Here is a 23,042-nt window from a genome sequence, read left to right on the forward strand (position 1 = left end):
CGCCTTTGGCTGTAAGCCCCGTGGAATAAGGCCTGCGCAAGGTTGATCAAAAAACACTCAATTCGCCGGTTTATCCCCTCCAACGCCATGTATATACGCGCGTCAGGGCGTTATCCACAACGCTTTTCCACTGCCAGGACTTTTGCACACAAAGTCTGTTGGCGTCTTTGTGGATAAGGTGTTTGCCTTCCTCTGTGAGCCTTGCATTTAAAGGCTTACAGAGTTTTGATCAAAAAACGATCAATTATTTTTGGTGGGAAAAACAAGGACTTGCCCACATTAGCTGTGGGCCGTCCTGTGGATAAAGTGTTTGCTGTATGGACGCGGCCAGCAGGGCCGGGGGATTGCGCGGGCTGATCAATATTTGAACAGCTGTGTTCTGTAGGAGCGGGCTTGCCCCGCGATCGCGGTATGACTGACACACCGCAATCGCGGGGCAAGCCCGCTCCTACAGAAGTTATTGCGAAGCTACGCCTTTGAGGTACGGCGCAGGCGCCGCGCCAAGGTTGCTCAGCATGCGCTCGCTGTACCAGTCGATAAAGTTCACCACACCAAACTCATAGGTCTTGGAATACGGCCCAGGTTGGTAAGCGGTGGAGTTGATGCCGCGCTGGTTCTCTTCTGCCAGGCGACGGTCCTGATCGTTGGTGGCGTCCCACACCTGGCGCATGCGCGCTGGGTCGTAGTCCACGCCTTCGACGGCATCTTTGTGCACCAGCCATTTGGTGGTGACCATGGTTTCCTGCGCACTGATCGGCCACACGGTGAACACGATCATGTGATCGCCCATGCAGTGGTTCCACGAGTGCGGCAGGTGCAGGATGCGCATCGAGCCGAGGTCGGGGTTCTTGATCCGGCCCATCAGCTTCTGACAGCCCTGCTTGCCGTCCAGCGTCATTGATACGGTGCCTTTGAGCAAAGGCATGCGCACGATGCGGTTGCGCAGGCCGAAGCTGGCATGGGCGTAGGGGATCTTTTCTGCATCCCAGGCGGCAGCCGAGGCGGCGACGTGATCTTTAAAGGCCTGATCGGCGCGTGGGTCGGTAACGTCGTCCCATTCCAGCAGGGTTTTCAACAACTCCGGGTGCGAACCATTGCAGTGGTAGCACTCGCGGTTGTTTTCCAGCACCAGCTTCCAGTTGGCCTTTTCCATCAAGGTGGTTTGCACCGCCACCTTGGTGTTTTCCATGTCGTAAGGCTCCATGTAATGGGCCAGGGTGGAGAGGAAGTCGTCGATGGCCGGCGGGTTCTCGGCCAGGCTGACAAAAATGTAGCCGCCCGCAGTTTTTACATTCACAGGCTTGAGGCCGTACTGCTTCATGTCGAAGTCGGCACCCATTTCGGTGCCAGCGAACAACAGGCGACCATCGAGTTCGTAGGTCCACTGGTGGTAGTGGCAGACCAGTTTCGCCACTTTGCCCTTGTCACTGGTGCACAGGCGCGAACCACGGTGACGGCAAACGTTATGAAAGGCATGCACCTGGCCTTCGGCACCGCGCACCACAAGGATCGGGTTCTTGCCGATCTGCAGAGTAAGGAAGTTGCCCTTGGCCGGGATTTCACAGGTCATCCCGGCGATCAGCCATTCTTTCTGGAAGATCTCTTCCATATCGATCTGGAACAGGCGTTCGTCGCAGTAGAACGGCTGCGGCAGCGAGAAGGTCCGCTCGCGGCTCTGCAGCATCTCGGCAGTCGCCTTGCGTGCAGGTTCCAGTGGATCGCCCAGACTCAAAGTTGCGGTGACGTCCATCGTGTAGGTCCTCATGGCCAGTGCTGGTGGCCGGTGAAAGTGGCTAATCGTTGTTATGGCGACGCAAGGCTGCAAGACAGCAGGATCATTTGCGATGGAGTGTGCGGTTGAAGCCGCTGTGATCCATATCCATGGACGACATGATCAGATCCGTTTCCGACGCGCCAGCCCTTGCGGCAGGGGGCTGGTCGCGATAAGCACGCCGATGTCGCGGATAGGAATGTGTCGCCCGCACAGCTTGCGCAGAATCGCAAACATCAGGCCGCAGTCGGCCGTGGAGACGAGCATGTCCAACTTCCTCAATCCGGTCAGCACCCAGACCTGGGCCAACGGCCGTCACATCGTCCGTTGCGTCAAGGTGATCCAGGAAACCTGGGATGTGCGCACCTTTTGTTTCATGGCCGACCAGCCAATCATGTTCTTCTTCAAGCCCGGTCAGTTCGTCACGCTGGAGCTGGAGATCGACGGCGAGCCGATCATGCGCTCGTACACTATTTCCAGCTCGCCTTCGGTGCCTTACAGCTTTTCTGTGACCATCAAGCGTGTGCCCGGTGGCAAGGTGTCCAACTGGTTGCACGACACCCTGCACGAAGGCCAGGAACTGGCGGTGCACGGGCCGGTGGGGCTGTTCAATGCCATCGACTTTCCCAGCCCGAAAGTGCTGTACCTCAGTGGCGGTGTCGGTATCACCCCAGTGATGTCCATGGCTCGCTGGTTCTACGACACCAACGGCAATGTCGACATGGTGTTCGTGCACAGCGCGCGCTCACCGAAAGACATCATTTATCACCGCGAGCTTGAGCACATGGCGTCGCGGATCGACAACTTCAGCTTGCACATCATTTGTGAGAAGCACGGCCTGGGCGAGCCTTGGGCCGGCTACCGTGGCTACCTGAACCAGAAACTGATGGAGTTGATTGCTCCAGACTACATGGAGCGGGAAATCTTCTGCTGCGGCCCGACGCCCTACATGCACGCGGTCAAACGTCTGCTCGAAGGCAGTGGCTATGACATGAGCCGTTACCACGAAGAGTCGTTCGGGGCGACCCCGGCAGAGGTCAAGGCTGACGCGGTTGAACTTGCCGAACAAGCAGCCGACGCGCCGGAACCCGATACCGCCGACCTGCATCAAGTGGAATTTACTGCGGCAGGCAAGAGCATCCGCGTGGCCCCGGGCGAAACTGTGCATGCAGCGGCAGCCAAGCTTGGCCTGATGATTCCCAAGGCCTGTGGCATGGGCATTTGCGGCACCTGCAAAGTGCTTAAACTGGGCGGAGAGGTGGAGATGGAGCATAACGGCGGCATCACCGACGATGACGTCGCCGAAGGCTATATCCTCTCCTGCTGCAGCGTGCCCAAGGGCGATGTACGCATTGAGTATTGAAGTGAGCGGATAGCGCGGGGCAAGCCCGCTCCTACTGTGGGAGCGGGCTTGCCCCGCGAGAAAACAGGCACTGCTTTCCTGACAGGCGGGTATCAAACAGGGGAACCGCACGGCTATCGATGGGTCAATTTGCGTCAGGCCGTTGCGTCTAACCCGATATCCCTGGCTAGCACGCGGACTTTTCTTTATCGTGTGCGCCCCCTGAAAAACCCGAGAAGGCAATCATGTTGGAAACTTCCCTCAGTCAATTGGAACAACTGGTCAGCGACCTGGTACAGAAGAATCAGGAACTGGCCGAGCGCAATCAGCAACTCAGCGCAGAACTGGCCCAGGCCAAAGATGAAAACGAAAGCCTGCAGCTGTCGCTGATGGAACAAGAGGAAAAGCAAGGCGCTACCGCAGCACGCATTCAAGCGCTGGTTGAGCGCGCGAGCGTCGGTACCGTCAACGCATGAGAACTTCAGCACAGCCGATCAATGTCGTGTCGATTCTCGGCAACGACTATTCGATCAAGGCTCCCGAAGGCCAGGAACAGGCCCTGGCGCAGGCCGTGCAGATGCTCAATGCGTCGCTGGCCGAGACCAAGCGCAAATACCCGACGCTGATTGGTGACAAGCTGCTGGTACTTGCAGCCCTCAACCTGTGCTCGCAGCAGATCGAACTGCAACAGCAGCACCAGCAAGCCCTCGACCGTTACCAAGAGCAAGTCAGCGCCACGGTCGACGCCATTTCGCGGACCATCAGCAACAGCTGATCGGCCCCGCTAAATCGTTCTTCATTCTTTTGCTTGCTCACTGCCTTTTTGGCAGTGGGCGGCATTGTCGTGAATCAATGGAATAATTGTATTTTCGCCTGTATACAATTGGCCTGGCTATTGCAGCTCAGGCTTATTTACTCAGGGGAAGCTACATGCAGTTCTGGCGGCGCAGCATTCAGTGGCAATTGATCGCAAGCATGGGCGCAGCCCTGTTGGTGAGCATTCTTATCGTGGTCGGGATCTACTCGGTGGTGGTCAATCGCCTGACCGAGCGTTACCTGATCGAGACCGCCTTACCGGCCAGTATTGAGGCAATTCGTAACGACATTGAACGGATGCTGAGTCGCCCGCTCACCGCCGCTGCCGATATCGCCAACAACACCTTGCTGCGTGACTGGCTGGCTGCAGGCGAAGATCCTGCTCAAGCGCCGCCATTCATTGAGTACATCGAGGCGGTGCGGCAGAAGAACCAGGCCTTCACCGCGCTGTTCGCAGCGACTGAAACTAATCACTACTACAACGAAAAAGGTCTGGACCGGACCTTGAGCCGCAGTAACCCGGCGGACAAATGGTTCTACGGCTTCATCGACAGTGGCAATCCGCGGTTGTTGAACATCGACATTGATGGCAGCACGGGCGAACTGGCCTTGTTCATCGACTACCGGGTAGAAAAGGCCGGCAAACTGGTGGGCATTGCCGGGCTTGGCCTACGCATGACCGAGCTGTCTGCGCTGATCCACAACTTCAGCTTTGGTGAGCGCGGCCGGGTTTTCCTGGTGCGTAACGATGGCTTGATACAGGTGCATCCGGAGCAGCAACTGAGCGGCAAAAGAAAGCTCGCCGAGCAAATTGGTGAGTCTGCTGCCCAGGCGGTGTTGAACCGTAATGAAGGCCTGCAGAGCAGCCGCTTCGAGCGTGATGGCGAAGGCTACCTGGCCCTGAGCCTGCCATTGCGCGACTTGAACTGGACCTTGGTGGCTGAAGTCCCTGAAGCGCAAATCTACGCCCCGGTCCGCGAGGCGCTGTGGTGGACCAGCCTGATTGGTGCCGCTGTAGCGCTGGTGTCGCTGTTGTTGGTGGTGCTGCTGGCGCGAGGCATTGTGCGGCCGATTCGCCGTGTCACCGGTGCCTTGATGGCCATCGGCAATGGCGGCGGCGACCTGACGCAACGCCTGGATGCAACACGGGCAGATGAACTGGGTGATCTGGCGCGCGGCTTCAACCGCTTCCTCGACAGCCAGCGTGATCTGATCGGTGAAGTGCTGCGCACCAGTGAGCAGCTGCACAGCTCGGTGGCTCAGGTCACCCAGGTGGTAGAAAACACTGCCGAACGCTCGGGGCGGCAACAGGAGATGACCGAAATGGTCGCCACAGCCGTGCACGAAATGGGGCTGACCGTCCAAGACATTGCCCAGAATGCCGGCAATGCAGCCCAAGCGTCAGAAACCGCGCGCACCGAAGCGCTTCAAGCTCGGGAAGTGGTACGCCGTTCGATTGCCCACATTGAAAGCATGTCGGGTGAAATTGGTCAGGCGGCCGATGCCGTTGGTGAGCTGGCCAGCGAAGTAGCGTCGATTGATGAAGTGTTGGCGGTGATCCGCAGCATTTCCGAGCAAACCAACCTGCTGGCGCTCAATGCCGCCATTGAAGCGGCGCGTGCCGGGGAAATGGGCCGTGGGTTTGCCGTGGTGGCGGATGAAGTACGCACATTGGCCAGGCGTACCCAGGTGTCTACCGATGAGGTGCAGCAGATGATCCTGCGCCTGAAACAAGGTGCTGGCAGTGCCGTGGCGTCGATGCAGGCCGGGCAAGTGGCTACCGGCACGGGTGTGCAATCCAGCCAACAGACCGGAGCGTCGCTGGGCACCATTACCGATCAGGTCGAGCACATCAGCGACATGAACCACCAGGTGGCGACGGCGACCGAGGAACAGTCGGCGGTGACTGAAGAAATCAATCGCACAGTGCAGGGGATTTCCGACTTGGCCCGTGAGACGGCCTCGGAAGTACAGGGGTGCCGTGAGGAATGCCAGGCCTTGCGCGGGTTGGCGGATGACCTGGCGCGGCAGATGGGTGGCTTCAGGCTTTAATCGAACGGATGGATCGGTGACCAGATCGCGGGGCAAGCCCGCTCCCACAGAGGTTTGTGTGAACCCTGTGGGAGCGGGCTTGCCCCGCGACAGTGCGGAGTTTGTTGTCAGGCGCCCATGGCACTGCGGATGTCTGCCGCCAGTTCACGCACCCGCGCTTCATCGGTATCCCACGAACACATGAACCGTGCACCACCGCTACCAATGAAGGTGTAGAAGCGCCAGCCCTTGTTGCGCAAGATTTCCAGGGCAGGCTCCGACATTTGCAGGAACACCCCGTTGGCTTCAACCGGGAACATCAGTTCGACCCCTGGTACATCGCTGACCAGTTCACTGAGCAACTTCGCGCAGCGGTTAGCGTGGGCGCCGTATTTGAGCCAGGCCCCATCTTCCAGTAAGCCGACCCACGGGGCAGACAGAAAGCGCATTTTCGAAGCCAACTGACCTGCCTGTTTGCAGCGGTAGTCGAAGTCTTCAGCCAGTTTGCGGTTGAAGAACAAAATGGCCTCTCCTACCGCCATGCCGTTTTTGGTGCCGCCAAAGCACAACACATCGACGCCGGCCTTCCAGGTCAGCTCAGCCGGTGTGCAGCCGAGCGAGGCGCAGGCGTTGCTGAAACGGGCGCCGTCCATGTGCAGGTTCAGGCCCAGCTCTTTACAGGTAGTGCTGATGGCCTTGAGTTCGTCCGGGCGGTACACGGTGCCGACTTCAGTGGCCTGGGTGATGGTGACCACACGCGGTTTAGGGTAGTGAATGTCCTGGCGCTTGAGGGCGATCTCGCGGATCGATTCGGGGGTTAGTTTGCCGGCCACCGTGCGCGCGGTGAGCAGCTTGGAGCCGTTGGAGAAAAACTCTGGCGCACCGCATTCGTCGGTTTCGACGTGGGCCGTTTCGGAGCAGATCACGCTGTGATAACTCTGGCACAGCGACGACAACGCCAAGGAGTTTGCGGCGGTGCCGTTGAAGGCGAAGAACACTTCGCAGTCGGTTTCGAACAGCTTGCGAAAATACTCGGCGGCACGAGCGGTCCACTGGTCATCGCCGTAGGAGCGGTCATGGCCTTGATTGGCTTTTTCCATGGCTGCCCATGCTTCAGGGCAGATACCGGAATAGTTGTCGCTGGCAAATTGCTGGCTTTGATCTTTCATGACACTGTCCTGTGAACGACGCAGAACAGCACTCTAAATCATCGCCTCACAGCTGCCCATAGGCAGTGCTGCCGTCGAGAAGGGCGACAGAGCTGCCGTTGGACACGTCGGCCTACCTGAAAATATTTAAGGTATTTGCAGGCCTTGAAATTTCAGGCAGTACGATAGGGGAATCTTCTCCGCGAATATGGTTGTCAAACGGCATTGTGCGCAGGGTGACAAGGCTGATGTAGCCCGAATTCTCGTAGATGGTGAAGTCGCCTGGAACTACAAATGTCCCGAAAGTGTCGCTATCAACCTCATGCTCAAAAACCCTATTGCCGATTGTCGTCGCAACAATTTTTGAGGTGTTATTTTTGAAGTGATACAGCGTTCTGTGCTTAATGGTATCAAACGTTCCGGCGATGCTGATTACCGTATTTTTTGGCGCATAGAGTGCAATGGGTTTTTTTTCTCCTTGTTCTGGTCTGTCCGGTGGGAGTTCCAGGGTAATCAGCTCTACGGGCTTGTTTGTATCAGAAACAATTTTTTCCGAGATATGACGGAACTGACCATTTTCTACAATAATGTCAAACGCGTCAGCGTAAGCGTAGGCAAGATCTCGGCTGACCGTAGCTGAGTAATGAGTGTTCTCCACGCGAATAATAATGGTGGCCTCATCGGGGCCGCTCAGTTCAATCAAACGTAGGGTGACCCGTTGATTGACACTGCGGCCAGGGTAATAACTGCCCATGTGTGCATGCAGCAGGCTTTGAGGGTTTTGTGCTGCTTGTGTCGTGCCATATGATTTTAATAGTGCTGCGCGAGTAGGCACCGGATTTTCGAAACTGTTCATGACGAATTCCTTTTAGACGAACTAGCGGTCTCTGTCTAAATTGCGCTGCTCTGAGGCCTTATCTATTGCTTCTTGGGGTGTTGGCACTACATTTTTCTTGAGGTTGATCTGTACCGAGGTAAACGCCGGCACGACTTTCGAGTTGGAAATTCGATCCCCGTAACAAATCGAGAGGCTGTTCTGCGAATTGATGCTGAAATCGCCAGGTTTGGCGTACTTGTCAATATCTTCAATTGTTCCAATTTGATGGAACGCTTTGCCGTCTGTGGTTCGGATTATGAAAGTGTAGGTGGTGGAGTCTTCCAGGATTAAGCGATCTAGAACGGTGTGATAGTTCCTGTTGACGTAGAAGCCTGCGTCGCGTACGAGACTGAATACACCTTCAAAATGCTCACCCTTGTCTTGTGTTTGTAGGGGTACTGGGTGATGGTTTAAAAAGGTTTCGGTTTGACGCACGCTTTTGGTAGTGCTGTTGAAGATGCCGTTCGTAAAGAATAAATCATTTCGGTTGGCGTAGCCTTTGACAGTCTCTAGGTCTGTTGTCGAATAATAATCTTTGCCTTGATTGTCTCTCAAATAAACTTCGACATTTGTTGCGCCGAGAACGAATGCTCGAAATACAACGGCATATCGCTCGTAGGTGTCACCCACGCCTGCACTAAGAAGGTTTAATGGGTCGGCAACTTTAAGGGGCGTTGACGCAGGGGCAGGGTTAGCTACCGATTCAGGCGTAGAAAGAGGGCTATTTAATTTGTCTGTGCTCATGGCTGCATACTCTGTGTTTGGTGGTATGCAATAAATTAAGATTTGTAAAATTGCTATGCAACTGACAGTTTTAATAGTTGTTAGATGCAATGAAAAAGTGTTCATTGTCTGGTTGCCCAGCCCTTCGCGTAGCGGGTATCGCGAGCCTTGGCTTAGCTGGCAGCCCTCTCCCTTGAACCCCTTGTGTCGGCACGCATGTCGTAAACGCGCCACTGCACGGCGTGCGCAGGCATCTGGGCGGTCTGCGTCGGTCATACCATCGCTGCAAAAGGGCAATTGCCCGACAAGAACCGATGCCGCTGCCGGGAGAAACGCGATGTTCAGCAAGCAAGACCAGATCCAGGGTTACGACGATGCACTGCTGGCGGCGATCAATGCCGAAGAACAACGGCAGGAAGATCACATCGAGTTGATCGCTTCTGAGAACTACACCAGCAAGCGCGTGATGCAGGCCCAGGGCAGCGGCCTGACCAACAAATATGCCGAAGGCTACCCAGGCAAGCGCTATTACGGCGGTTGCGAGCATGTGGATAAAGTTGAGCAACTCGCTATCGACCGCGCCAAGCAGCTGTTCGGTGCCGACTACGCCAACGTGCAACCGCACTCCGGTTCGTCGGCCAACAGCGCCGTGTACCTGGCCCTGCTGCAAGCGGGCGACACGATTCTGGGCATGAGCCTGGCCCACGGCGGTCACCTGACCCACGGTGCCAAGGTGTCGTCCTCGGGCAAGCTGTACAACGCTGTGCAGTACGGCATCGACACCACAACCGGTTTGATCGACTACGACGAAGTCGAGCGCCTGGCGTTGGAGCACAAGCCGAAGATGGTTGTCGCCGGATTCTCGGCTTATTCGAAAACCCTGGATTTCCCACGCTTTCGCCAGATCGCCGACAAAGTCGGTGCCTACCTGTTTGTCGACATGGCCCACGTGGCTGGCCTGGTTGCCGCAGGCTTGTACCCGAACCCGCTGCCGTACGCCGATGTCGTCACCACGACCACCCACAAGACCCTGCGTGGTCCACGGGGCGGCTTGATCCTGGCGCGTAGCAACGAAGAGATCGAGAAAAAACTCAACGCTGCGGTATTCCCCGGCGCCCAGGGTGGCCCGCTGATGCACGTGATCGCCGCCAAGGCGGTGTGCTTCAAAGAGGCGCTGGAGCCGGGCTTCAAGACTTATCAACAGCAGGTGATCGACAACGCCCAGGCCATGGCCAAGGTGTTTGTCGCGCGTGGCTTCGATGTGGTCTCCGGCGGTACCGACAACCACCTGTTCCTGGTCAGCCTGATCCGTCAGGGGCTGACCGGCAAAGATGCCGACGCGGCACTGGGACGTGCGCACATCACCGTCAACAAGAACGCTGTGCCGAACGATCCTCAGTCGCCGTTCGTGACCTCCGGCCTGCGTATCGGCACGCCAGCAGTGACCAGTCGTGGCTTCAAAGTCGCGCAGTGCGAGGCACTGGCCGGCTGGATCTGCGACATCCTCGACAACCTCGGTGATGCCGATGTCGAGGCCAATGTCGCGAAGAACGTGTCGGCACTCTGTGCAGATTTCCCGGTTTACCGCTGAGTGGTTCAGGAGTGAAGACTATGCAACGTTACTCGGGCTTCGGCCTTTTCAAACACTCGCTCAGCCACCACGAAAACTGGCAGCGCATGTGGCGCACGCCCACTCCGAAAAAGGTCTACGACGTGGTCATCGTCGGCGGTGGCGGGCATGGCCTGGCCACGGCCTACTACCTGGCCAAAGAGCACGGCATCACCAACGTAGCCGTGGTCGAGAAGGGCTGGCTGGGGGGCGGCAACACCGCGCGTAACACCACCATCGTGCGCTCCAACTACCTGTGGGATGAATCGGCACACCTCTATGAGCACGCCATGAAGCTCTGGGAAGGCCTGTCGCAAGACATCAACTACAACGTGATGTTCTCCCAGCGTGGCGTTTACAACCTGTGCCATACCCTGCAGGACATCCGCGACTCCGAACGTCGAGTCAATGCCAACCGCCTCAATGGCGTTGACGGTGAACTGCTCAACACCCAACAGGTTGCCGACGAGATTCCGTACCTGGATTGCTCGAAAAACACCCGCTACCCAATCCTTGGCGCCACCGTGCAACGGCGCGGTGGTGTCGCCCGTCATGACGCCGTGGCCTGGGGCTATGCCCGTGCTGCTGACGCCTTGGGCGTGGACCTGATCCAGCAAACTGAAGTGATCGGCTTTCGCAAGGAAAACGGTGTGGTCATCGGCGTTGAAACCAACAAAGGTTTCATCGGCGCCAAACGTGTTGGCGTGGTCACCGCCGGTAACTCCGGGCACATGGCCAAGCTCGCCGGTTTCCGCCTGCCAATCGAATCGCACCCGCTGCAGGCGCTGGTATCCGAACCGCTCAAGCCCATCATCGACAGCGTGATCATGTCTAACGCCGTGCACGGCTACATCAGCCAGTCGGACAAGGGCGACCTGGTGATCGGCGCCGGTATCGATGGCTGGGTCGGCTACGGTCAGCGCGGCTCGTACCCGGTGATCGAGCACACCTTGCAAGCCATCGTCGAAATGTTCCCGATCCTTTCCCGGGTGCGCATGAACCGCCAGTGGGGCGGCATCGTCGATACCACGCCGGATGCTTGCCCGATCATCTCCAAAACCCCGGTGAAGAACATGTTCTTCAACTGTGGCTGGGGCACCGGTGGCTTCAAGGCCACGCCGGGTTCGGGCAACGTTTTCGCCGCCAGTCTGGCCAAGGGCGAAATGCACCCGCTGGCCAAACCCTTTTCCATCGACCGTTTCTACAACGGTGCACTGATCGACGAGCACGGCGCCGCCGCTGTCGCCCACTAACAGGAGAATTTCCCATGTTGCATATCTTCTGTCCCCACTGCGGCGAGCTGCGCTCCGAAGAGGAGTTCCACGCCGCAGGCCAGGCGCATATTCCGCGGCCGCTGGACCCTACCGCCTGCTCCGACGAGGAGTGGGGCACCTACATGTTCTTCCGCGATAACCCACGCGGCTTGCACCACGAGCTGTGGATTCACGCCGCCGGTTGCCGCCAGTACTTCAACGCCACCCGTGACACGGTGACTTACGAAATCCTGGAAACCTATCCAATCGGCGCCAAGCCACAAGTGACCGGTAAAAGCACCAGCCCGCAGTTGGCAGTCAGTGGTCAGGGAGAAAAGGTATGAGCCAGGTCTATCGCCTGTCCAATGGCGGTCGTATCGATCGCAGCAAAGTCTTGAACTTCACCTTCAACGGTCAGACCTACCAGGGCTACGCCGGAGACACCCTGGCCGCCGCCTTGCTGGCCAACGGCGTCGATATTGTCGGGCGCAGCTTCAAGTACTCGCGCCCACGCGGGATCATCGCAGCGGGTTCCGAAGAGCCGAATGCCATCCTGCAGGTCGGTGCCACTGAATCCACTCAAGTACCGAACGTGCGCGCCACTCAGCAGGCTTTGTATGCCGGCCTGGTAGCCTCCAGTGTTAACGGCTGGCCGAGCGTGAATACTGACGTGATGGGCATTCTCGGCAAGGTCGGTGGCAAGCTGATGCCGCCAGGTTTTTACTACAAAACCTTCATGTATCCGCAGTCGTTCTGGATGACCTACGAGAAGTACATCCGTAAAGCGGCCGGCCTCGGGCGTGCACCACTGGAAAATGATCCGGACAGCTACGACTACATGAATCAGCACTGCGACGTGCTGGTAGTCGGCGCCGGGCCAGCGGGCCTTGCCGCAGCACTGGCTGCCGGGCGCAGCGGTGCGCGAGTGATTCTCGCCGATGAGCAGGAAGAATTTGGCGGCAGCCTGTTGGACAGCCGCGAAAGCCTTGATGGCAAACCCGCTGCAGAGTGGGTTGCCGCTGTGGTTGCCGAGCTTCGCGGCATGCGTGAAGTCACCCTGTTGCCACGGGCGACGGTCAACGGCTATCACGACCACAACTTCCTCACCATTCATGAGCGCCTGACCGACCACCTTGGTGATCGCGCGCCGATCGGTACCGTACGCCAGCGCATGCACCGGGTGCGCGCCAAGCGTGTGGTGCTGGCCACCGGTGCCCATGAACGGCCATTGGTGTACGGCAACAACGATGTGCCGGGCAACATGCTGGCCGGCGCAGTCTCTACCTATGTGCGCCGCTACGGTGTAGCACCGGGGCGTAACCTGGTGCTGTCGACCAACAATGACCACGCCTACCGCGTAGCGCTCGACTGGCATGACGCAGGCCTGAAAGTGGTGGCCATTGCTGATGCCCGGCATAACCCGCGTGGCTCGCTGGTGGAAGAGGCGCGGGCCAAAGGCATGCGCATCCTCACCTCCAGCGCGGTGATCGAAACCCGTGGCAGCAAGCATGTCACGGCCGCCCGCGTCGCAGCGATTGACGCCAAAGCACACACTGTCACCAGTCCGGGTGAATGGCTGGACTGCGATCTGGTAGCGTCCTCGGGCGGCTACAGCCCGGTGGTGCACTTGGCTTCGCACCTGGGTGGCAAGCCGGTCTGGCGCGAAGACATCCTCGGTTTTGTACCGGGCGATGCACCGCAAAAACGAGTGTGTGTCGGTGGTATCAACGGTGTGTTCGCACTCGGCGACACCCTGGCAGATGGCTTTGAAGGCGGCGTACGCGCAGCCACCGAAGCCGGTTTCAAAGCGGTAGAAGGCACGCTGCCGAAAGTGCTGGCGCGTCATGAAGAGGCCACCGTGGCACTGTTCCAGGTGCCTCACGACAAAACCACCGCCCGTGCGCCGAAGCAGTTTGTCGATCAACAGAACGACGTTACCGCTGCCGCTATCGAGCTGGCTACGCGTGAAGGTTTTGAGTCGGTCGAGCACGTCAAACGCTACACCGCGCTGGGTTTCGGTACTGACCAAGGCAAGTTGGGCAATATCAACGGCCTGGCCATTGCCGCTCGTTCCATGGGCATCACCATTCCGGAAATGGGCACCACCATGTTCCGTCCCAACTACACGCCGATCACCTTCGGTGCGGTGGCAGGAAGGCACTGTGGTCACCTGTTCGAACCCGTGCGCTTCACTGCCCTGCATGCCTGGCACCTGAAAAACGGCGCCGAATTCGAAGACGTCGGGCAGTGGAAGCGGCCGTGGTACTTCCCGCGCAACGGCGAAGATATTCATGCCGCCGTCGCCCGTGAATGCAAAGCCGTGCGCGACAGCGTCGGCCTGCTCGATGCCTCGACCCTGGGCAAGATCGATATTCAGGGCCCGGATGCACGTGAGTTCCTCAACCGCATCTACACCAACGCCTGGACCAAGCTCGATGTGGGCAAGGCCCGCTACGGCCTGATGTGCAAGGAAGACGGCATGGTCTTCGACGACGGCGTAACTGCCTGTGTCGGCGAAAACCACTTCATCATGACTACCACCACTGGCGGTGCGGCTCGTGTGCTGCAGTGGCTGGAAATCTACCAACAGACCGAGTGGCCAGAGCTGAAGGTGTATTTCACCTCGGTCACCGACCATTGGGCAACGCTGACCTTGTCGGGCCCCAACAGCCGCAAGCTGCTCAGCGAAGTCACCGACATCGACCTGGACAAAGACGCCTTCCCGTTCATGAGCTGGAAGGAAGGCCTGGTGGCGGGTGTGCCGGCGCGGGTGTTCCGTATCTCGTTCACCGGTGAGCTGTCGTACGAAATCAACATCCAGGCCAACTACGCCATGGGTGTGCTGGAGAAGATCGCTGAAGCGGGCAAGCAGTACAACCTGACCCCATATGGCACCGAGACCATGCACGTACTGCGGGCCGAGAAGGGCTTCATCATCGTTGGTCAGGACACTGATGGCTCGATGACCCCGGACGACCTGAACATGGGCTGGTGTGTGGGCCGCACCAAACCGTTCTCGTGGATCGGCTGGCGCGGGATGAACCGTGAAGATTGCGTGCGGGAAAACCGCAAGCAACTGGTGGGGCTCAAACCGGTAGACCCGACCCAGTGGCTGCCAGAAGGCGCGCAACTGGTGTTCGACCCGAAACAACCGATCCCGATGGACATGGTGGGGCACGTGACCTCCAGCTACGCCAGCAACTCCCTGGGTTATTCCTTCGCCATGGCGGTGGTCAAAGGTGGGCTCAAGCGTATGGGCGAGCGGGTTTACTCGCCGCAAGCCGATGGCAGCGTGATCGAAGCAGAGATTTGTTCCTCGGTGTTCTTCGATCCGAAGGGCGAACGGCAGAACGTATAACCCGTGTGGGAACAGGTTGTTTTGCTTGTAGGAGCGGGCTTGCCCCGCGAAGCGGTGTCGACTGCACCGACGCTATCGCGGGGCAAGCCCGCTCCCACAGCAAGCCTTCTCCCACAGCAAGCCCGCTCCTACAGGCAGGGTCCATAGCATTCAAGGCAGGTGTGTAATGAGCACAGTCAACGTTTATCAGCAAAACCCTGGCAACGGTGTCAAAGCCGAGTCGCCACTGCATCACGCCGACTTGCCCAGCCTGGTCGGCAAAGGCCGCAAGAACGCAGGCGTTACCCTGCGTGAACACAAATTCCTCGGTCATCTGACTCTGCGAGGCGATGGTCGTGACCCTGCATTCGCCGGGGGCGTGTTCAAGGCCCTGGGCCTGGAGCTGCCGGTGGCGCTGACCGTGGTGGCCAACGGCGAAATGTCGCTGCAATGGCTGGGCCCGGATGAGTGGTTGCTGATCGTGCCGGGTGGCCAGGAGTTTGCGATCGAGCAAAAACTGCGCGGTGCCCTTGAGGGCCAGCACATTCAGGTGGTCAACGTCAGCGGCGGGCAAACCCTGCTGGAACTGAGCGGCCCGAATGTGCGCGAAGTGCTGATGAAATCCACCAGCTACGATGTACACCCAAACAACTTCCCCGTCGGCAAGGCCGTGGGCACCGTGTTCGCCAAGTCGCAACTGGTGATCCGCCGCACTGGCGAGGAAACCTGGGAGCTGCTGATTCGTCGCAGCTTCTCTGACTACTGGTGGCTGTGGTTACAAGACGCGGCTGCCGAGTATGGTTTGAGCATCGAGGCCTAGGGAGAGCCGCTATGAGCCGAGCACCGGACACCTGGATTCTCACCGCTGATTGTCCGAGCTTGCTCGGTACAGTCGATGTGGTGACGCGTTATCTGTATGAGCAGCATTGCTACGTCACCGAGCACCATTCGTTCGATGACCGCTTGTCCGGGCGTTTCTTCATTCGCGTGGAATTCCGCCAGTCGGATGACTTCGACGAAGCCCGCTTTCGCGCAGGCCTTGCCGAGCGAGGCGAAGCCTTTGGCATGTTGTTCGAACTGACCGCACCCAAGCACCGCCCGAAAGTGGTGATCATGGTGTCCAAAGCCGATCACTGCCTCAACGACCTGCTCTATCGCCAGCGCATCGGGCAATTGAGCATGGACGTTGTGGCGGTGATTTCCAACCACCCGGACCTGGAGCCGCTGGCCCAGTGGCACCGCATTCCCTACTACCACTTCGCCCTCGATCCCCACGACAAACCGGCGCAAGAGCGCAAGGTGCTGCAAGTGATCGAAGAGGCGGGCGCCGAACTGGTCATTCTTGCCCGCTACATGCAAGTGCTGTCGCCAGAGCTGTGCCGCAAACTCGATGGTTGGGCGATCAACATCCATCACTCATTGTTGCCGGGCTTCAAAGGCGCCAAGCCTTATCACCAGGCCTACAACAAGGGCGTCAAATTGGTAGGCGCCACCGCTCACTACATCAACAACGACCTCGATGAAGGGCCGATCATCGCCCAGGGCGTCGAGTCGGTTGACCACAGCCACTACCCTGAAGACCTGATCGCCAAAGGCCGCGATATCGAGTGCCTGACCTTGGCGCGGGCAGTGGGGTATCACATTGAGCGGCGGGTGTTTTTGAATGCTAACAGGACGGTAGTGCTTTGATCGCAGGGCAAGCCCGCTCCCACTGTGGGAGCGGGCTTGCCCCGCGATAAACCCAGAAAATCGCTACATAACAACAAACCTAGCGAGGTAAAAGCATGTCTGGTAATCGTGGTGTGGTGTATCTCGGCGCAGGCAAGGTCGAGGTGCAAAAAATTGACTACCCGAAAATGCAGGACCCACGAGGCAAGAAAATCGAGCACGGGGTGATCCTCAGGGTGGTTTCCACCAACATCTGCGGCTCTGACCAGCACATGGTCCGCGGCCGTACCACGGCCCAGGTTGGCCTGGTACTGGGCCACGAAATCACCGGCGAGGTGATCGAGAAGGGCCGTGACGTGGAAAACCTGCAGATCGGTGATCTGGTCTCGGTGCCGTTCAACGTCGCCTGTGGCCGCTGCCGCTCCTGCAAGGAACAACACACCGGGGTGTGCCTGACCGTTAACCCGGCGCGTGCCGGTGGCGCTTACGGTTATGTCGACATGGGCGACTGGACCGGTGGCCAGGCCGAATACGTGCTAGTGCCTTACGCTGATTTCAACCTGCTGAAACTGCCCAACCGCGACAAGGCCATGGAGAAAATCCGCGACCTGACCTGCCTCTCCGACATCCTGCCTACCGGTTATCACGGCGCAGTAACCGCCGGTGTCGGCCCGGGTAGTTCGGTGTACATCGCAGGCGCCGGCCCGGTCGGCCTGGCTGCCGCTGCATCGGCGCGTCTGCTGGGCGCTGCGGTGGTGATCGTCGGTGATGTAAACCCGGTGCGCCTGGCCCACGCCAAAGCCCAGGGTTTTGAAATTGCCGACCTGTCCCAAGACACCCCGCTGCACGAGCAGATCGCCAACCTGCTGGGTGAGCCTGAGGTTGATTGCGCTGTCGATGCCGTGGGCTTTGAAGCGCGTGGTCACGGCCATGCCGGGGCCAAACATGAAGCGCCTGCCACCGTGCTCAACTCACTGATGGGCGTAGTGCGTGTGGCGGGCAAGATCGGTATTCCTGGCCTGTACGTCACTGAAGATCCGGGCGCGGTCGATGCGGCAGCGAAGATTGGCAGCCTGAGCATCCGTTTTGGCCTGGGCTGGGCCAAATCGCACAGCTTCCATACCGGACAAACCCCGGTGATGAAGTACAACCGCCAGCTGATGCAGGCAATCATGTGGGACCGCATCAACATTGCTGAAGTGGTGGGTGTACAGGTAATCAGTTTGGATCAGGCGCCTGAAGGGTATGGCGAGTTTGATGCAGGGGTGCCGAAGAAGTTTGTGATTGATCCGCATAAGCTGTTCAGCGCCGCTTGAAGCCATCGCGGGGCAAGCCCGCTCCCACGGTGGGAGCGGGCTTGCCCCGCGATATTTTCACAGCCACACCGCATCCCAATGCGGATAATCCCCCAGCTTTTTCACCAGCCCAGCCCTCAATGGATTAGCCACCACATAGCGCGCCACGCGACGCACATTCTCTTCGCGGCGCAGTGCATGGTCGTGGTAGCCGGGCTGCCACAGCTTGCCCTGCAGCGCCCCCATCTTGTACAGCGCGCATCGGCTGCGGGATTTGAAGCGGCTCATCAGGCAGGCCAGAGAACCGTGTTGTAGTTCGATCAGCCAATGAATGTGATCGGGCATTACCACCCAAGCCAATGTGCGTGCAGCGCCCTCGAGTTGTGCCTGGTGGAACTGTGTCGGGATACAGCGAGCGGCCTGAAAATCATTGAAATAGGGAATGCGATTACGAGTGACGCTGGTGAGCAGATAGAGCCGGCCAGGCTCGGAAAACCGGCCTCGACGCAGGCGATGGGAAGCGGGACTGTCCATGTCGTATTTCCTTGAGAGGTGAATGCTCAAGGTAGAAGCCCTGCACTGTAACCAGCACCTTGGATTGGATCTCAATATTACCGGCGCCCGTCTGTGGGAGCGGGCTTGCCCCGCGATGCGGTGTGTCAGGCGCGTCGTATCGCGGGGCAAGCCCGCTCCCACCGGGTGTGCTTCGGGATGTTTCTTGGCTGGCCAATTTCCGTCCTAGGAAATACCCTACGCAGTCTGTCGATGTCCCAATACTTGCCCCGGGAAACCAGTCCTTCTAGGCTCCTCGGGTCGCTGTCAGTTCAGCGATCGGGTGTGGAAACCCGAACAACGTATTGTGGACGCAGCTGTTATGGCAGCTGTGCGCGGGAGGCCTTTGGCCTGCCGGGTTTTCCACATGCCCTGGTTTTCCACCCCGCGTACAGCTGTCACCATTCGTGTGGAAACGAACAGGTGAAGCTCAACTTGTATGTGGAGTTTCTATGAAAAAGATCGTCCCCGATCCACCCCCTTCGCTTTACGCCACTCTCGAAAAACCCTTCGGCGACTGCCCAGCCGGTCACCCGCAACTGTTTGCAGTAAACGCTGGAATTGCCCCGCATGACGCGTTGGTGCATATCTCGCTGTACCTGCGCTGCGCCTACGACACCGCGCACAAATCTTTCGAAGGTATCGACGAGTCAGCCAAGGGCTTTCTATGGTCCACGCTGCATTCGGTCGAGATGGCCAAGGGCTTGGTCGAAGCCTTGCTTGATGCCCTGGAAACCCGTGAACTGAGCCCACTCTAGTCTGTGGGAGCGGGCTTGCCCCGCGATGCGATTTGTCTGAAAGAATGCGATCGCGGGGCAAGCCCGCTCCTACCGGGGGACATGGAACATTCTTCTGAACCAGCAGTCCAACCCTCGTTTCCCCCCGCCTTTACGGCTGACGAGGTCTATTCATGAAACGTTTTGCGCTGGTCACCCTGATGACCCTGGCCGCTGGGTCAGTGTTTGCCTTCAACCTCAACGACGCAGCCAACGCCGTTTCCGCCATCCAAGGCAACAAGGACGGGGCCGTCGTGCAGGCGCCAGCCGCGTCGGCGAATTTGCTCAACACCCTCGGCACTGAGCTGAAAATCACCCCTGAACAAGCCATCGGCGGCACTGGCGCTTTGCTGGGGCTGGCCCGTAATCAGCTGAGCAGCACCGACTACGAGCAATTAAGCAAAGCCGTGCCGGGCATCGACATGCTCTCTGGCGAGAACGCCTTGGGCGCTTTGAGCGGCTTGGGTCAGCTGCTGGGCAAGAGCGACAACGCTTCAGCCTTGAGCAATGCCCTGGGCGATAACGTCAAGAACGCCACCGACCTGAACAACGCCTTCAGTGCGTTGGGCATGGACACCGGCATGATCGGCCAGTTTGCCCCGCTGATTTTGCAGTACCTCGGTCAGCAGGGCGTTGCCGGTTCGTTGTTGCAGAACTTGAGTAGCTTGTGGATTACACCGGCGACTGTGCCGTCGGTGTAATGACGTTCAAGCCGCTTCTGAGAAGTTGACCGTGCGCACCGAGCGGCGGAAGCCGCCGGTCAGCACCATCAGGTAGGCCAGCCCCAGGCCGAACCAGCTCAGGCCAATGGTCAGAGTCAGGGTCGACAGGCTGGTCCACAGCCACAAGGTCAGGCACATGCCCACCAGCGGGATCAGGCCATAACGCAGCAGCCCGGCCAGGTTGCGATGGCCGGTGTCGCTGATCAGGTGGGTGCGGATCACCGCCAGGTTCACCGCCGAGAAGGCTACCAGCGCGCCGAAACTGATCAGCGATGCCAGGGTGGTCAGGTCGATCACCAGCGCCAACAGCGAAAACGCCGAGACCACCAGTGTTGCAACAACCGGAGTGCCGAAGCGTGGCGAGAGGGTGGCGAACCAGCGCTGCGGCAAGACTTTGTCGCGGCCCATGGTGTAGAGAATGCGTGACACCGCCGCTTGCGAAGCCAAGGCCGAACCCAGGCTGCCAGCCACGTAGGCTGCGGTAAAGAAGTTGGCCAGGAACTGCCCGCCCGCCTTGAGCATGACTTCGTTGGCTGCCGCATCGGTATTGGCAAAGTGACTGCCCGGCATCACCAACTGGCTGACCCATGCCAGTAAGGTAAACAGCAGGCCCGCACCCAGGGTGGTGAGGATGATTGCCCGCGGCACGTTCCGTTCTGGATCTTTGGCTTCCTCTGCCAGGGTTGATACTGCGTCGAAGCCCAGAAACGACAGGCACAGCACCGCGGCGCCTGCCATTAACGCGCCGAAGCCTGGTTGGGTACCATCACCCAGCAAAGGCGAAAGCAGGTTGACCGGCTCTGCGCCACTCAGGGTTTTCACCGACAGCGCGACGAATACGCCGATGAAGATGATCTGCGCACCGACAATCAAGTTGCTGGCCTTGGCCACCGAGTGAATGCCGAGCACGTTGAGTACAGTCACCAGGGTGATTGAGCCCAGAACCAGGCTCCAGACCGGAATGCTGGGGAAGGCGATGTTCAGGAACAGGCCGATCAGCAGGTAGTTGATCATCGGCAAGAACAGGTAGTCGAGCAGCAGCGACCAGCCGGCCAGAAAGCCGACACCCGGCCCGAACGCCAGGTTGGTGTAGGAATAGGCAGAGCCGGCAACCGGGAAGCGGCGCACCATGAAACTGTAGGAGGCTGCGGTGAACAGCATGGCCAGCAAGGTGACCAGATAGGCGCCGGCGGTGCGGCCACCCGTGAGTTCGGTGACGATGCCGTAGGTGGTGAAGATGGTCAGCGGAACCATGTACACCAGGCCGAAGAACACCAAGGCAGGAAGGCCGAGGACGCGGCGCAGTTGAGCGGAGTCTGCCTGGGCAGTATTGCTGGATGGGTTGGCCATTTATCGATCCTGGCTTTTTTGTAATTGTTTGTTGATCGATTTTTATCCAGTTAAACCGCCAATAGCAAAGAAGATTCCCTTATTTTGATTATTAATGAAGGTTTTAATTAGCTCTTGTGGGAGCGGGCTTGCCCCGCGATACGATGTGGCTGACAGACCGCTATCGCGGGGCAAGCCCGCTCCTACAGGTTGCGCAAAGCCTCTATGCGCTGATCTTTCTCATGCCACAGCTGGTTGACCCAGTCCTGCACCGCCTGACGCACAACCGGGTCACTCTCGTAATCACCGCTCCACAGCGCCGGGTCCAGCTCGCGTACTTGAATATCGATAATCACCTTCGGCACTGCGCCACTCAGCAGATCCCAGAATCCCGGGGCTTTGTCGCCGGGATAAACAATGGTGACATCCAGCAGAGCATCAAGCTGCTCACCCAGCGCTGCCAGCACAAACGCCACGCCGCCAGCCTTGGGTTTAAGCAGGTGCTTGAACGGTGATTGCTGGGCTATACGCTTGGCTTCGCTGAAGCGCGTGCCTTCCAGGTAGTTGACCACAGTAACCGGCTGACGCTTGAACAGCTCGCAGGCCGCTTTGGTGATTTCCAGATCCTGACCTTTGAGTTCTGGATGTTTATCGAGAAAGGCTTTGCTGTAGCGCTTCATGAACGGGTAATCCAGCGCCCACCAGGCCAGGCCCAGCAACGGCACCCAGATCAGCTCTTTTTTCAGGAAGAACTTGAAGAACGGAATGCGCCGGTTGAGTGCCTGGATCAGCGCTGGGATATCGACCCAGCTCTGATGGTTGCTGATTGCCAGGTAGGAGGTGTCCAGGCGCAGGTTTTCTGCGCCGCGTACCTCCCATACGGTGGGGATGCAAAAGCGGAAAATCAGTTTGTCGATTTCGGACCAGGTTTCGGCGATCCACATTACCGCCCATGAGGCGTAGTCACGGTAGCGGCCTGGCAAAACCAGCTTGAGCAGGGCAAAGACCAGCAAGGGGCCGATCAGGACCAGGGTGTTGAGCAGCAACAGCAAGGTCACAAGAATGCCCGTCAGTAAGCGGCGCATAAGAAAACTCTTAAATTCAAGTAAACGGTCGGCAATGATAAGCAGCCTGCGAGCGGACGCCAAATGCTCCGGTCTGCCAATACCGGACAAATGTTTCACATTGTGTTGAATAAGCTGTTAACGCGAACCTATCCTGCTGGCGCAGTCTAAACACTGTCTTTTCTCAAGGAAGCGCAACCTGTGAAATCTGTACTTGCCCTGCTGTCACTGCTGGCCCTTCCGGTGATGGCTGCCGAGCCGACCCTGTATGGCCGTTACGAATACATCACCTTGCCGGAATTTGGCGGTGAAACCCTCAAGGCGAAAATGGACACCGGTGCCCTGACTGCTTCGTTGTCGGCCAAAGACATCGAGCTGTTCACCCGTGACGGTGAAGAGTGGGTGCGTTTCCGTCTGGCGACCAAAGAGTTTGACGGCAAGGTTTACGAGCACAAGCTGGCGCGCATCAGCAAAATCAAGAACCGCGCCGATGAAGACGAAGATGGCGAAGGCGCGGATATCAGCAAGCGCCCGGTGGTTGATCTGGAACTGTGCCTGGGCGACGTCAAGCGCACGGTCGAGGTTAACCTGACTGACCGCAGCAGCTTCAATTACCCGCTGCTGATTGGCGCCAAGGCCCTGCGCGAGTTCAAGGCGGCGGTGAACCCGGCGCGGCGCTTTACCGCGGGCAAGCCTGAGTGTGAGTGAAAGCTTCAAGTTTTAAGCGGT

Annotated in this window: 22 protein-coding genes and 1 pseudogene; 15 read left to right on the top strand and 8 right to left on the bottom strand. The window is 58.6% G+C overall.

What is annotated here, in order from left to right; all coding sequences use genetic code 11:
- Positions 1–457 precede the first annotated feature (457 nt).
- Both gbcA and E1573_RS26780 read right to left on the bottom strand, forming a co-directional pair.
- Positions 458–1,750: a glycine-betaine demethylase subunit GbcA gene (gene gbcA / locus E1573_RS21175; protein WP_133216516.1), complete on the bottom strand. Its 1,293-nt coding sequence runs from the start codon at positions 1,748–1,750 to the stop codon at positions 458–460.
- Positions 1,751–1,894: 144 nt separating this feature from the next.
- Complete coding sequence (locus E1573_RS26780) at positions 1,895–2,038, bottom strand: hypothetical protein (RefSeq protein ID WP_165957369.1); 144 nt, start codon at positions 2,036–2,038, stop codon at positions 1,895–1,897.
- Here E1573_RS26780 and gbcB point away from each other — a divergent pair.
- From gbcB to E1573_RS27310, 5 genes and pseudogenes are all read left to right on the top strand, one after another.
- Positions 2,037–3,134 carry a glycine-betaine demethylase subunit GbcB gene (gbcB, locus tag E1573_RS21180; RefSeq protein ID WP_133216517.1) on the top strand — a complete coding sequence of 366 codons (1,098 nt, stop codon included), beginning with the start codon at positions 2,037–2,039 and terminating at the stop codon, positions 3,132–3,134. The genes E1573_RS26780 and gbcB overlap by 2 nt on opposite strands.
- Before the next feature lie 224 nt (positions 3,135–3,358).
- Complete coding sequence (locus E1573_RS21185; RefSeq protein WP_133216518.1) at positions 3,359–3,589, top strand: hypothetical protein; 231 nt, start codon at positions 3,359–3,361, stop codon at positions 3,587–3,589.
- Positions 3,586–3,888: a cell division protein ZapA gene (locus E1573_RS21190; protein WP_133216519.1), complete on the top strand. Its 303-nt coding sequence runs from the start codon at positions 3,586–3,588 to the stop codon at positions 3,886–3,888. The genes E1573_RS21185 and E1573_RS21190 overlap by 4 nt, the downstream gene beginning before the upstream one ends.
- A 200-nt stretch (positions 3,889–4,088) precedes the next feature.
- Positions 4,089–5,120 (top strand): annotated as a pseudogene (locus tag E1573_RS27305) (cache domain-containing protein); the annotation flags it as partial.
- A gap of 132 nt (positions 5,121–5,252) precedes the next feature.
- Positions 5,253–5,981, top strand: coding sequence for a methyl-accepting chemotaxis protein (locus E1573_RS27310; RefSeq protein ID WP_371925204.1), 729 nt, complete (start codon positions 5,253–5,255; stop codon positions 5,979–5,981).
- Positions 5,982–6,088: 107 nt separating this feature from the next.
- On the opposite strand, the gene E1573_RS21200 is transcribed toward E1573_RS27310, so the two are convergent.
- The 3 genes from E1573_RS21200 to E1573_RS21210 form a co-directional block, all read right to left on the bottom strand.
- Positions 6,089–7,129 carry a low specificity L-threonine aldolase gene (locus tag E1573_RS21200; RefSeq protein WP_133216521.1) on the bottom strand — a complete coding sequence of 347 codons (1,041 nt, stop codon included), beginning with the start codon at positions 7,127–7,129 and terminating at the stop codon, positions 6,089–6,091.
- A gap of 112 nt (positions 7,130–7,241) precedes the next feature.
- Positions 7,242–7,964, bottom strand: a complete 723-nt coding sequence (locus E1573_RS21205; RefSeq protein WP_133216522.1) for a hypothetical protein — start codon at positions 7,962–7,964, stop codon at positions 7,242–7,244.
- Between the two features lie 21 nt (positions 7,965–7,985).
- Positions 7,986–9,056: a hypothetical protein gene (locus E1573_RS21210; protein ID WP_133216523.1), complete on the bottom strand. Its 1,071-nt coding sequence runs from the start codon at positions 9,054–9,056 to the stop codon at positions 7,986–7,988.
- On the opposite strand from E1573_RS21210, the gene glyA reads away from it, so the two are divergent.
- The 7 genes from glyA to fdhA all read left to right on the top strand — a co-directional run bounded on the left by glyA (position 9,046) and on the right by fdhA (position 17,891).
- Entirely contained in the window at positions 9,046–10,299 is a 1,254-nt protein-coding gene (glyA, locus tag E1573_RS21215; RefSeq protein ID WP_133216524.1) for a serine hydroxymethyltransferase, read from the top strand. The genes E1573_RS21210 and glyA overlap by 11 nt on opposite strands.
- A 20-nt stretch (positions 10,300–10,319) precedes the next feature.
- The gene (locus E1573_RS21220) at positions 10,320–11,570 is read left to right on the top strand and encodes a sarcosine oxidase subunit beta family protein (protein ID WP_133216525.1); all 1,251 of its coding nucleotides are present in this window, start codon (positions 10,320–10,322) and stop codon (positions 11,568–11,570) included.
- 14 nt (positions 11,571–11,584) lie between these two features.
- Positions 11,585–11,914, top strand: a complete 330-nt coding sequence (locus tag E1573_RS21225; protein WP_133216526.1) for a sarcosine oxidase subunit delta — start codon at positions 11,585–11,587, stop codon at positions 11,912–11,914.
- A complete protein-coding gene (locus E1573_RS21230; RefSeq protein WP_133216527.1) occupies positions 11,911–14,928 on the top strand; it encodes a sarcosine oxidase subunit alpha in 3,018 nt (1,005 codons plus the stop codon). The genes E1573_RS21225 and E1573_RS21230 overlap by 4 nt, the downstream gene beginning before the upstream one ends.
- Before the next feature lie 166 nt (positions 14,929–15,094).
- Complete coding sequence (locus E1573_RS21235; RefSeq protein ID WP_133216528.1) at positions 15,095–15,727, top strand: sarcosine oxidase subunit gamma; 633 nt, start codon at positions 15,095–15,097, stop codon at positions 15,725–15,727.
- 11 nt (positions 15,728–15,738) lie between these two features.
- Positions 15,739–16,596 (top strand): formyltetrahydrofolate deformylase, encoded by an 858-nt coding sequence (gene purU / locus E1573_RS21240; RefSeq protein WP_133216529.1) that lies wholly within the window; start codon positions 15,739–15,741, stop codon positions 16,594–16,596.
- Between the two features lie 95 nt (positions 16,597–16,691).
- Positions 16,692–17,891: a formaldehyde dehydrogenase, glutathione-independent gene (fdhA, locus tag E1573_RS21245; RefSeq protein WP_028942224.1), complete on the top strand. Its 1,200-nt coding sequence runs from the start codon at positions 16,692–16,694 to the stop codon at positions 17,889–17,891.
- Positions 17,892–17,948: 57 nt separating this feature from the next.
- Here the strand turns inward: fdhA and E1573_RS21250 are convergent, their stop codons facing one another.
- Positions 17,949–18,404: a transposase gene (locus E1573_RS21250; RefSeq protein WP_133216542.1), complete on the bottom strand. Its 456-nt coding sequence runs from the start codon at positions 18,402–18,404 to the stop codon at positions 17,949–17,951.
- A 470-nt stretch (positions 18,405–18,874) separates the two neighbouring features.
- Here E1573_RS21250 and E1573_RS21255 point away from each other — a divergent pair, with 470 nt between their 5' ends.
- Together E1573_RS21255 and E1573_RS21260 are read left to right on the top strand one after the other, a co-directional pair.
- The gene (locus E1573_RS21255; RefSeq protein ID WP_133216530.1) at positions 18,875–19,180 is read left to right on the top strand and encodes a DUF3077 domain-containing protein; all 306 of its coding nucleotides are present in this window, start codon (positions 18,875–18,877) and stop codon (positions 19,178–19,180) included.
- Between the two features lie 152 nt (positions 19,181–19,332).
- A complete protein-coding gene (locus tag E1573_RS21260) occupies positions 19,333–19,899 on the top strand; it encodes a DUF2780 domain-containing protein (protein WP_133216531.1) in 567 nt (188 codons plus the stop codon).
- A 6-nt stretch (positions 19,900–19,905) separates the two neighbouring features.
- Here the strand turns inward: E1573_RS21260 and E1573_RS21265 are convergent, their stop codons facing one another.
- A complete protein-coding gene (locus E1573_RS21265; protein WP_133216532.1) occupies positions 19,906–21,270 on the bottom strand; it encodes an APC family permease in 1,365 nt (454 codons plus the stop codon).
- Between the two features lie 182 nt (positions 21,271–21,452).
- Positions 21,453–22,334: an acyltransferase gene (locus E1573_RS21270; RefSeq protein ID WP_133216533.1), complete on the bottom strand. Its 882-nt coding sequence runs from the start codon at positions 22,332–22,334 to the stop codon at positions 21,453–21,455.
- 180 nt (positions 22,335–22,514) lie between these two features.
- Between E1573_RS21270 and E1573_RS21275 the strand changes: the two genes are divergently transcribed.
- The gene (locus E1573_RS21275) at positions 22,515–23,021 is read left to right on the top strand and encodes an ATP-dependent zinc protease (RefSeq protein WP_133216534.1); all 507 of its coding nucleotides are present in this window, start codon (positions 22,515–22,517) and stop codon (positions 23,019–23,021) included.
- The last annotated feature ends 21 nt before the right edge of the window (positions 23,022–23,042 follow it).

This window comes from Pseudomonas sp. H9 (assembly GCF_004353925.1).
Taxonomy (GTDB): Bacteria; Pseudomonadota; Gammaproteobacteria; order Pseudomonadales; family Pseudomonadaceae; genus Aquipseudomonas.

What these genes read in the sequence shown, in the direction of transcription:
- gbcA (WP_133216516.1), bottom strand. Translation starts at nt 1,750, where the DNA reads ATGGACGTCACCGCAACTTTGAGTCTGGGCGATCCACTGGAACCTGCA.
- gbcB (WP_133216517.1), top strand. Translation starts at nt 2,037, where the DNA reads ATGTCCAACTTCCTCAATCCGGTCAGCACCCAGACCTGGGCCAACGGC.
- E1573_RS26780 (WP_165957369.1), bottom strand. Translation starts at nt 2,038, where the DNA reads ATGCTCGTCTCCACGGCCGACTGCGGCCTGATGTTTGCGATTCTGCGC.
- E1573_RS21185 (WP_133216518.1), top strand. Translation starts at nt 3,359, where the DNA reads ATGTTGGAAACTTCCCTCAGTCAATTGGAACAACTGGTCAGCGACCTG.
- E1573_RS21190 (WP_133216519.1), top strand. Translation starts at nt 3,586, where the DNA reads ATGAGAACTTCAGCACAGCCGATCAATGTCGTGTCGATTCTCGGCAAC.
- E1573_RS27310 (WP_371925204.1), top strand. Translation starts at nt 5,253, where the DNA reads ATGGTCGCCACAGCCGTGCACGAAATGGGGCTGACCGTCCAAGACATT.
- E1573_RS21200 (WP_133216521.1), bottom strand. Translation starts at nt 7,129, where the DNA reads ATGAAAGATCAAAGCCAGCAATTTGCCAGCGACAACTATTCCGGTATC.
- E1573_RS21205 (WP_133216522.1), bottom strand. Translation starts at nt 7,964, where the DNA reads ATGAACAGTTTCGAAAATCCGGTGCCTACTCGCGCAGCACTATTAAAA.
- glyA (WP_133216524.1), top strand. Translation starts at nt 9,046, where the DNA reads ATGTTCAGCAAGCAAGACCAGATCCAGGGTTACGACGATGCACTGCTG.
- E1573_RS21220 (WP_133216525.1), top strand. Translation starts at nt 10,320, where the DNA reads ATGCAACGTTACTCGGGCTTCGGCCTTTTCAAACACTCGCTCAGCCAC.
- E1573_RS21225 (WP_133216526.1), top strand. Translation starts at nt 11,585, where the DNA reads ATGTTGCATATCTTCTGTCCCCACTGCGGCGAGCTGCGCTCCGAAGAG.
- E1573_RS21230 (WP_133216527.1), top strand. Translation starts at nt 11,911, where the DNA reads ATGAGCCAGGTCTATCGCCTGTCCAATGGCGGTCGTATCGATCGCAGC.
- E1573_RS21235 (WP_133216528.1), top strand. Translation starts at nt 15,095, where the DNA reads ATGAGCACAGTCAACGTTTATCAGCAAAACCCTGGCAACGGTGTCAAA.
- purU (WP_133216529.1), top strand. Translation starts at nt 15,739, where the DNA reads ATGAGCCGAGCACCGGACACCTGGATTCTCACCGCTGATTGTCCGAGC.
- fdhA (WP_028942224.1), top strand. Translation starts at nt 16,692, where the DNA reads ATGTCTGGTAATCGTGGTGTGGTGTATCTCGGCGCAGGCAAGGTCGAG.
- E1573_RS21250 (WP_133216542.1), bottom strand. Translation starts at nt 18,404, where the DNA reads ATGGACAGTCCCGCTTCCCATCGCCTGCGTCGAGGCCGGTTTTCCGAG.
- E1573_RS21255 (WP_133216530.1), top strand. Translation starts at nt 18,875, where the DNA reads ATGAAAAAGATCGTCCCCGATCCACCCCCTTCGCTTTACGCCACTCTC.
- E1573_RS21260 (WP_133216531.1), top strand. Translation starts at nt 19,333, where the DNA reads ATGAAACGTTTTGCGCTGGTCACCCTGATGACCCTGGCCGCTGGGTCA.
- E1573_RS21265 (WP_133216532.1), bottom strand. Translation starts at nt 21,270, where the DNA reads ATGGCCAACCCATCCAGCAATACTGCCCAGGCAGACTCCGCTCAACTG.
- E1573_RS21270 (WP_133216533.1), bottom strand. Translation starts at nt 22,334, where the DNA reads ATGCGCCGCTTACTGACGGGCATTCTTGTGACCTTGCTGTTGCTGCTC.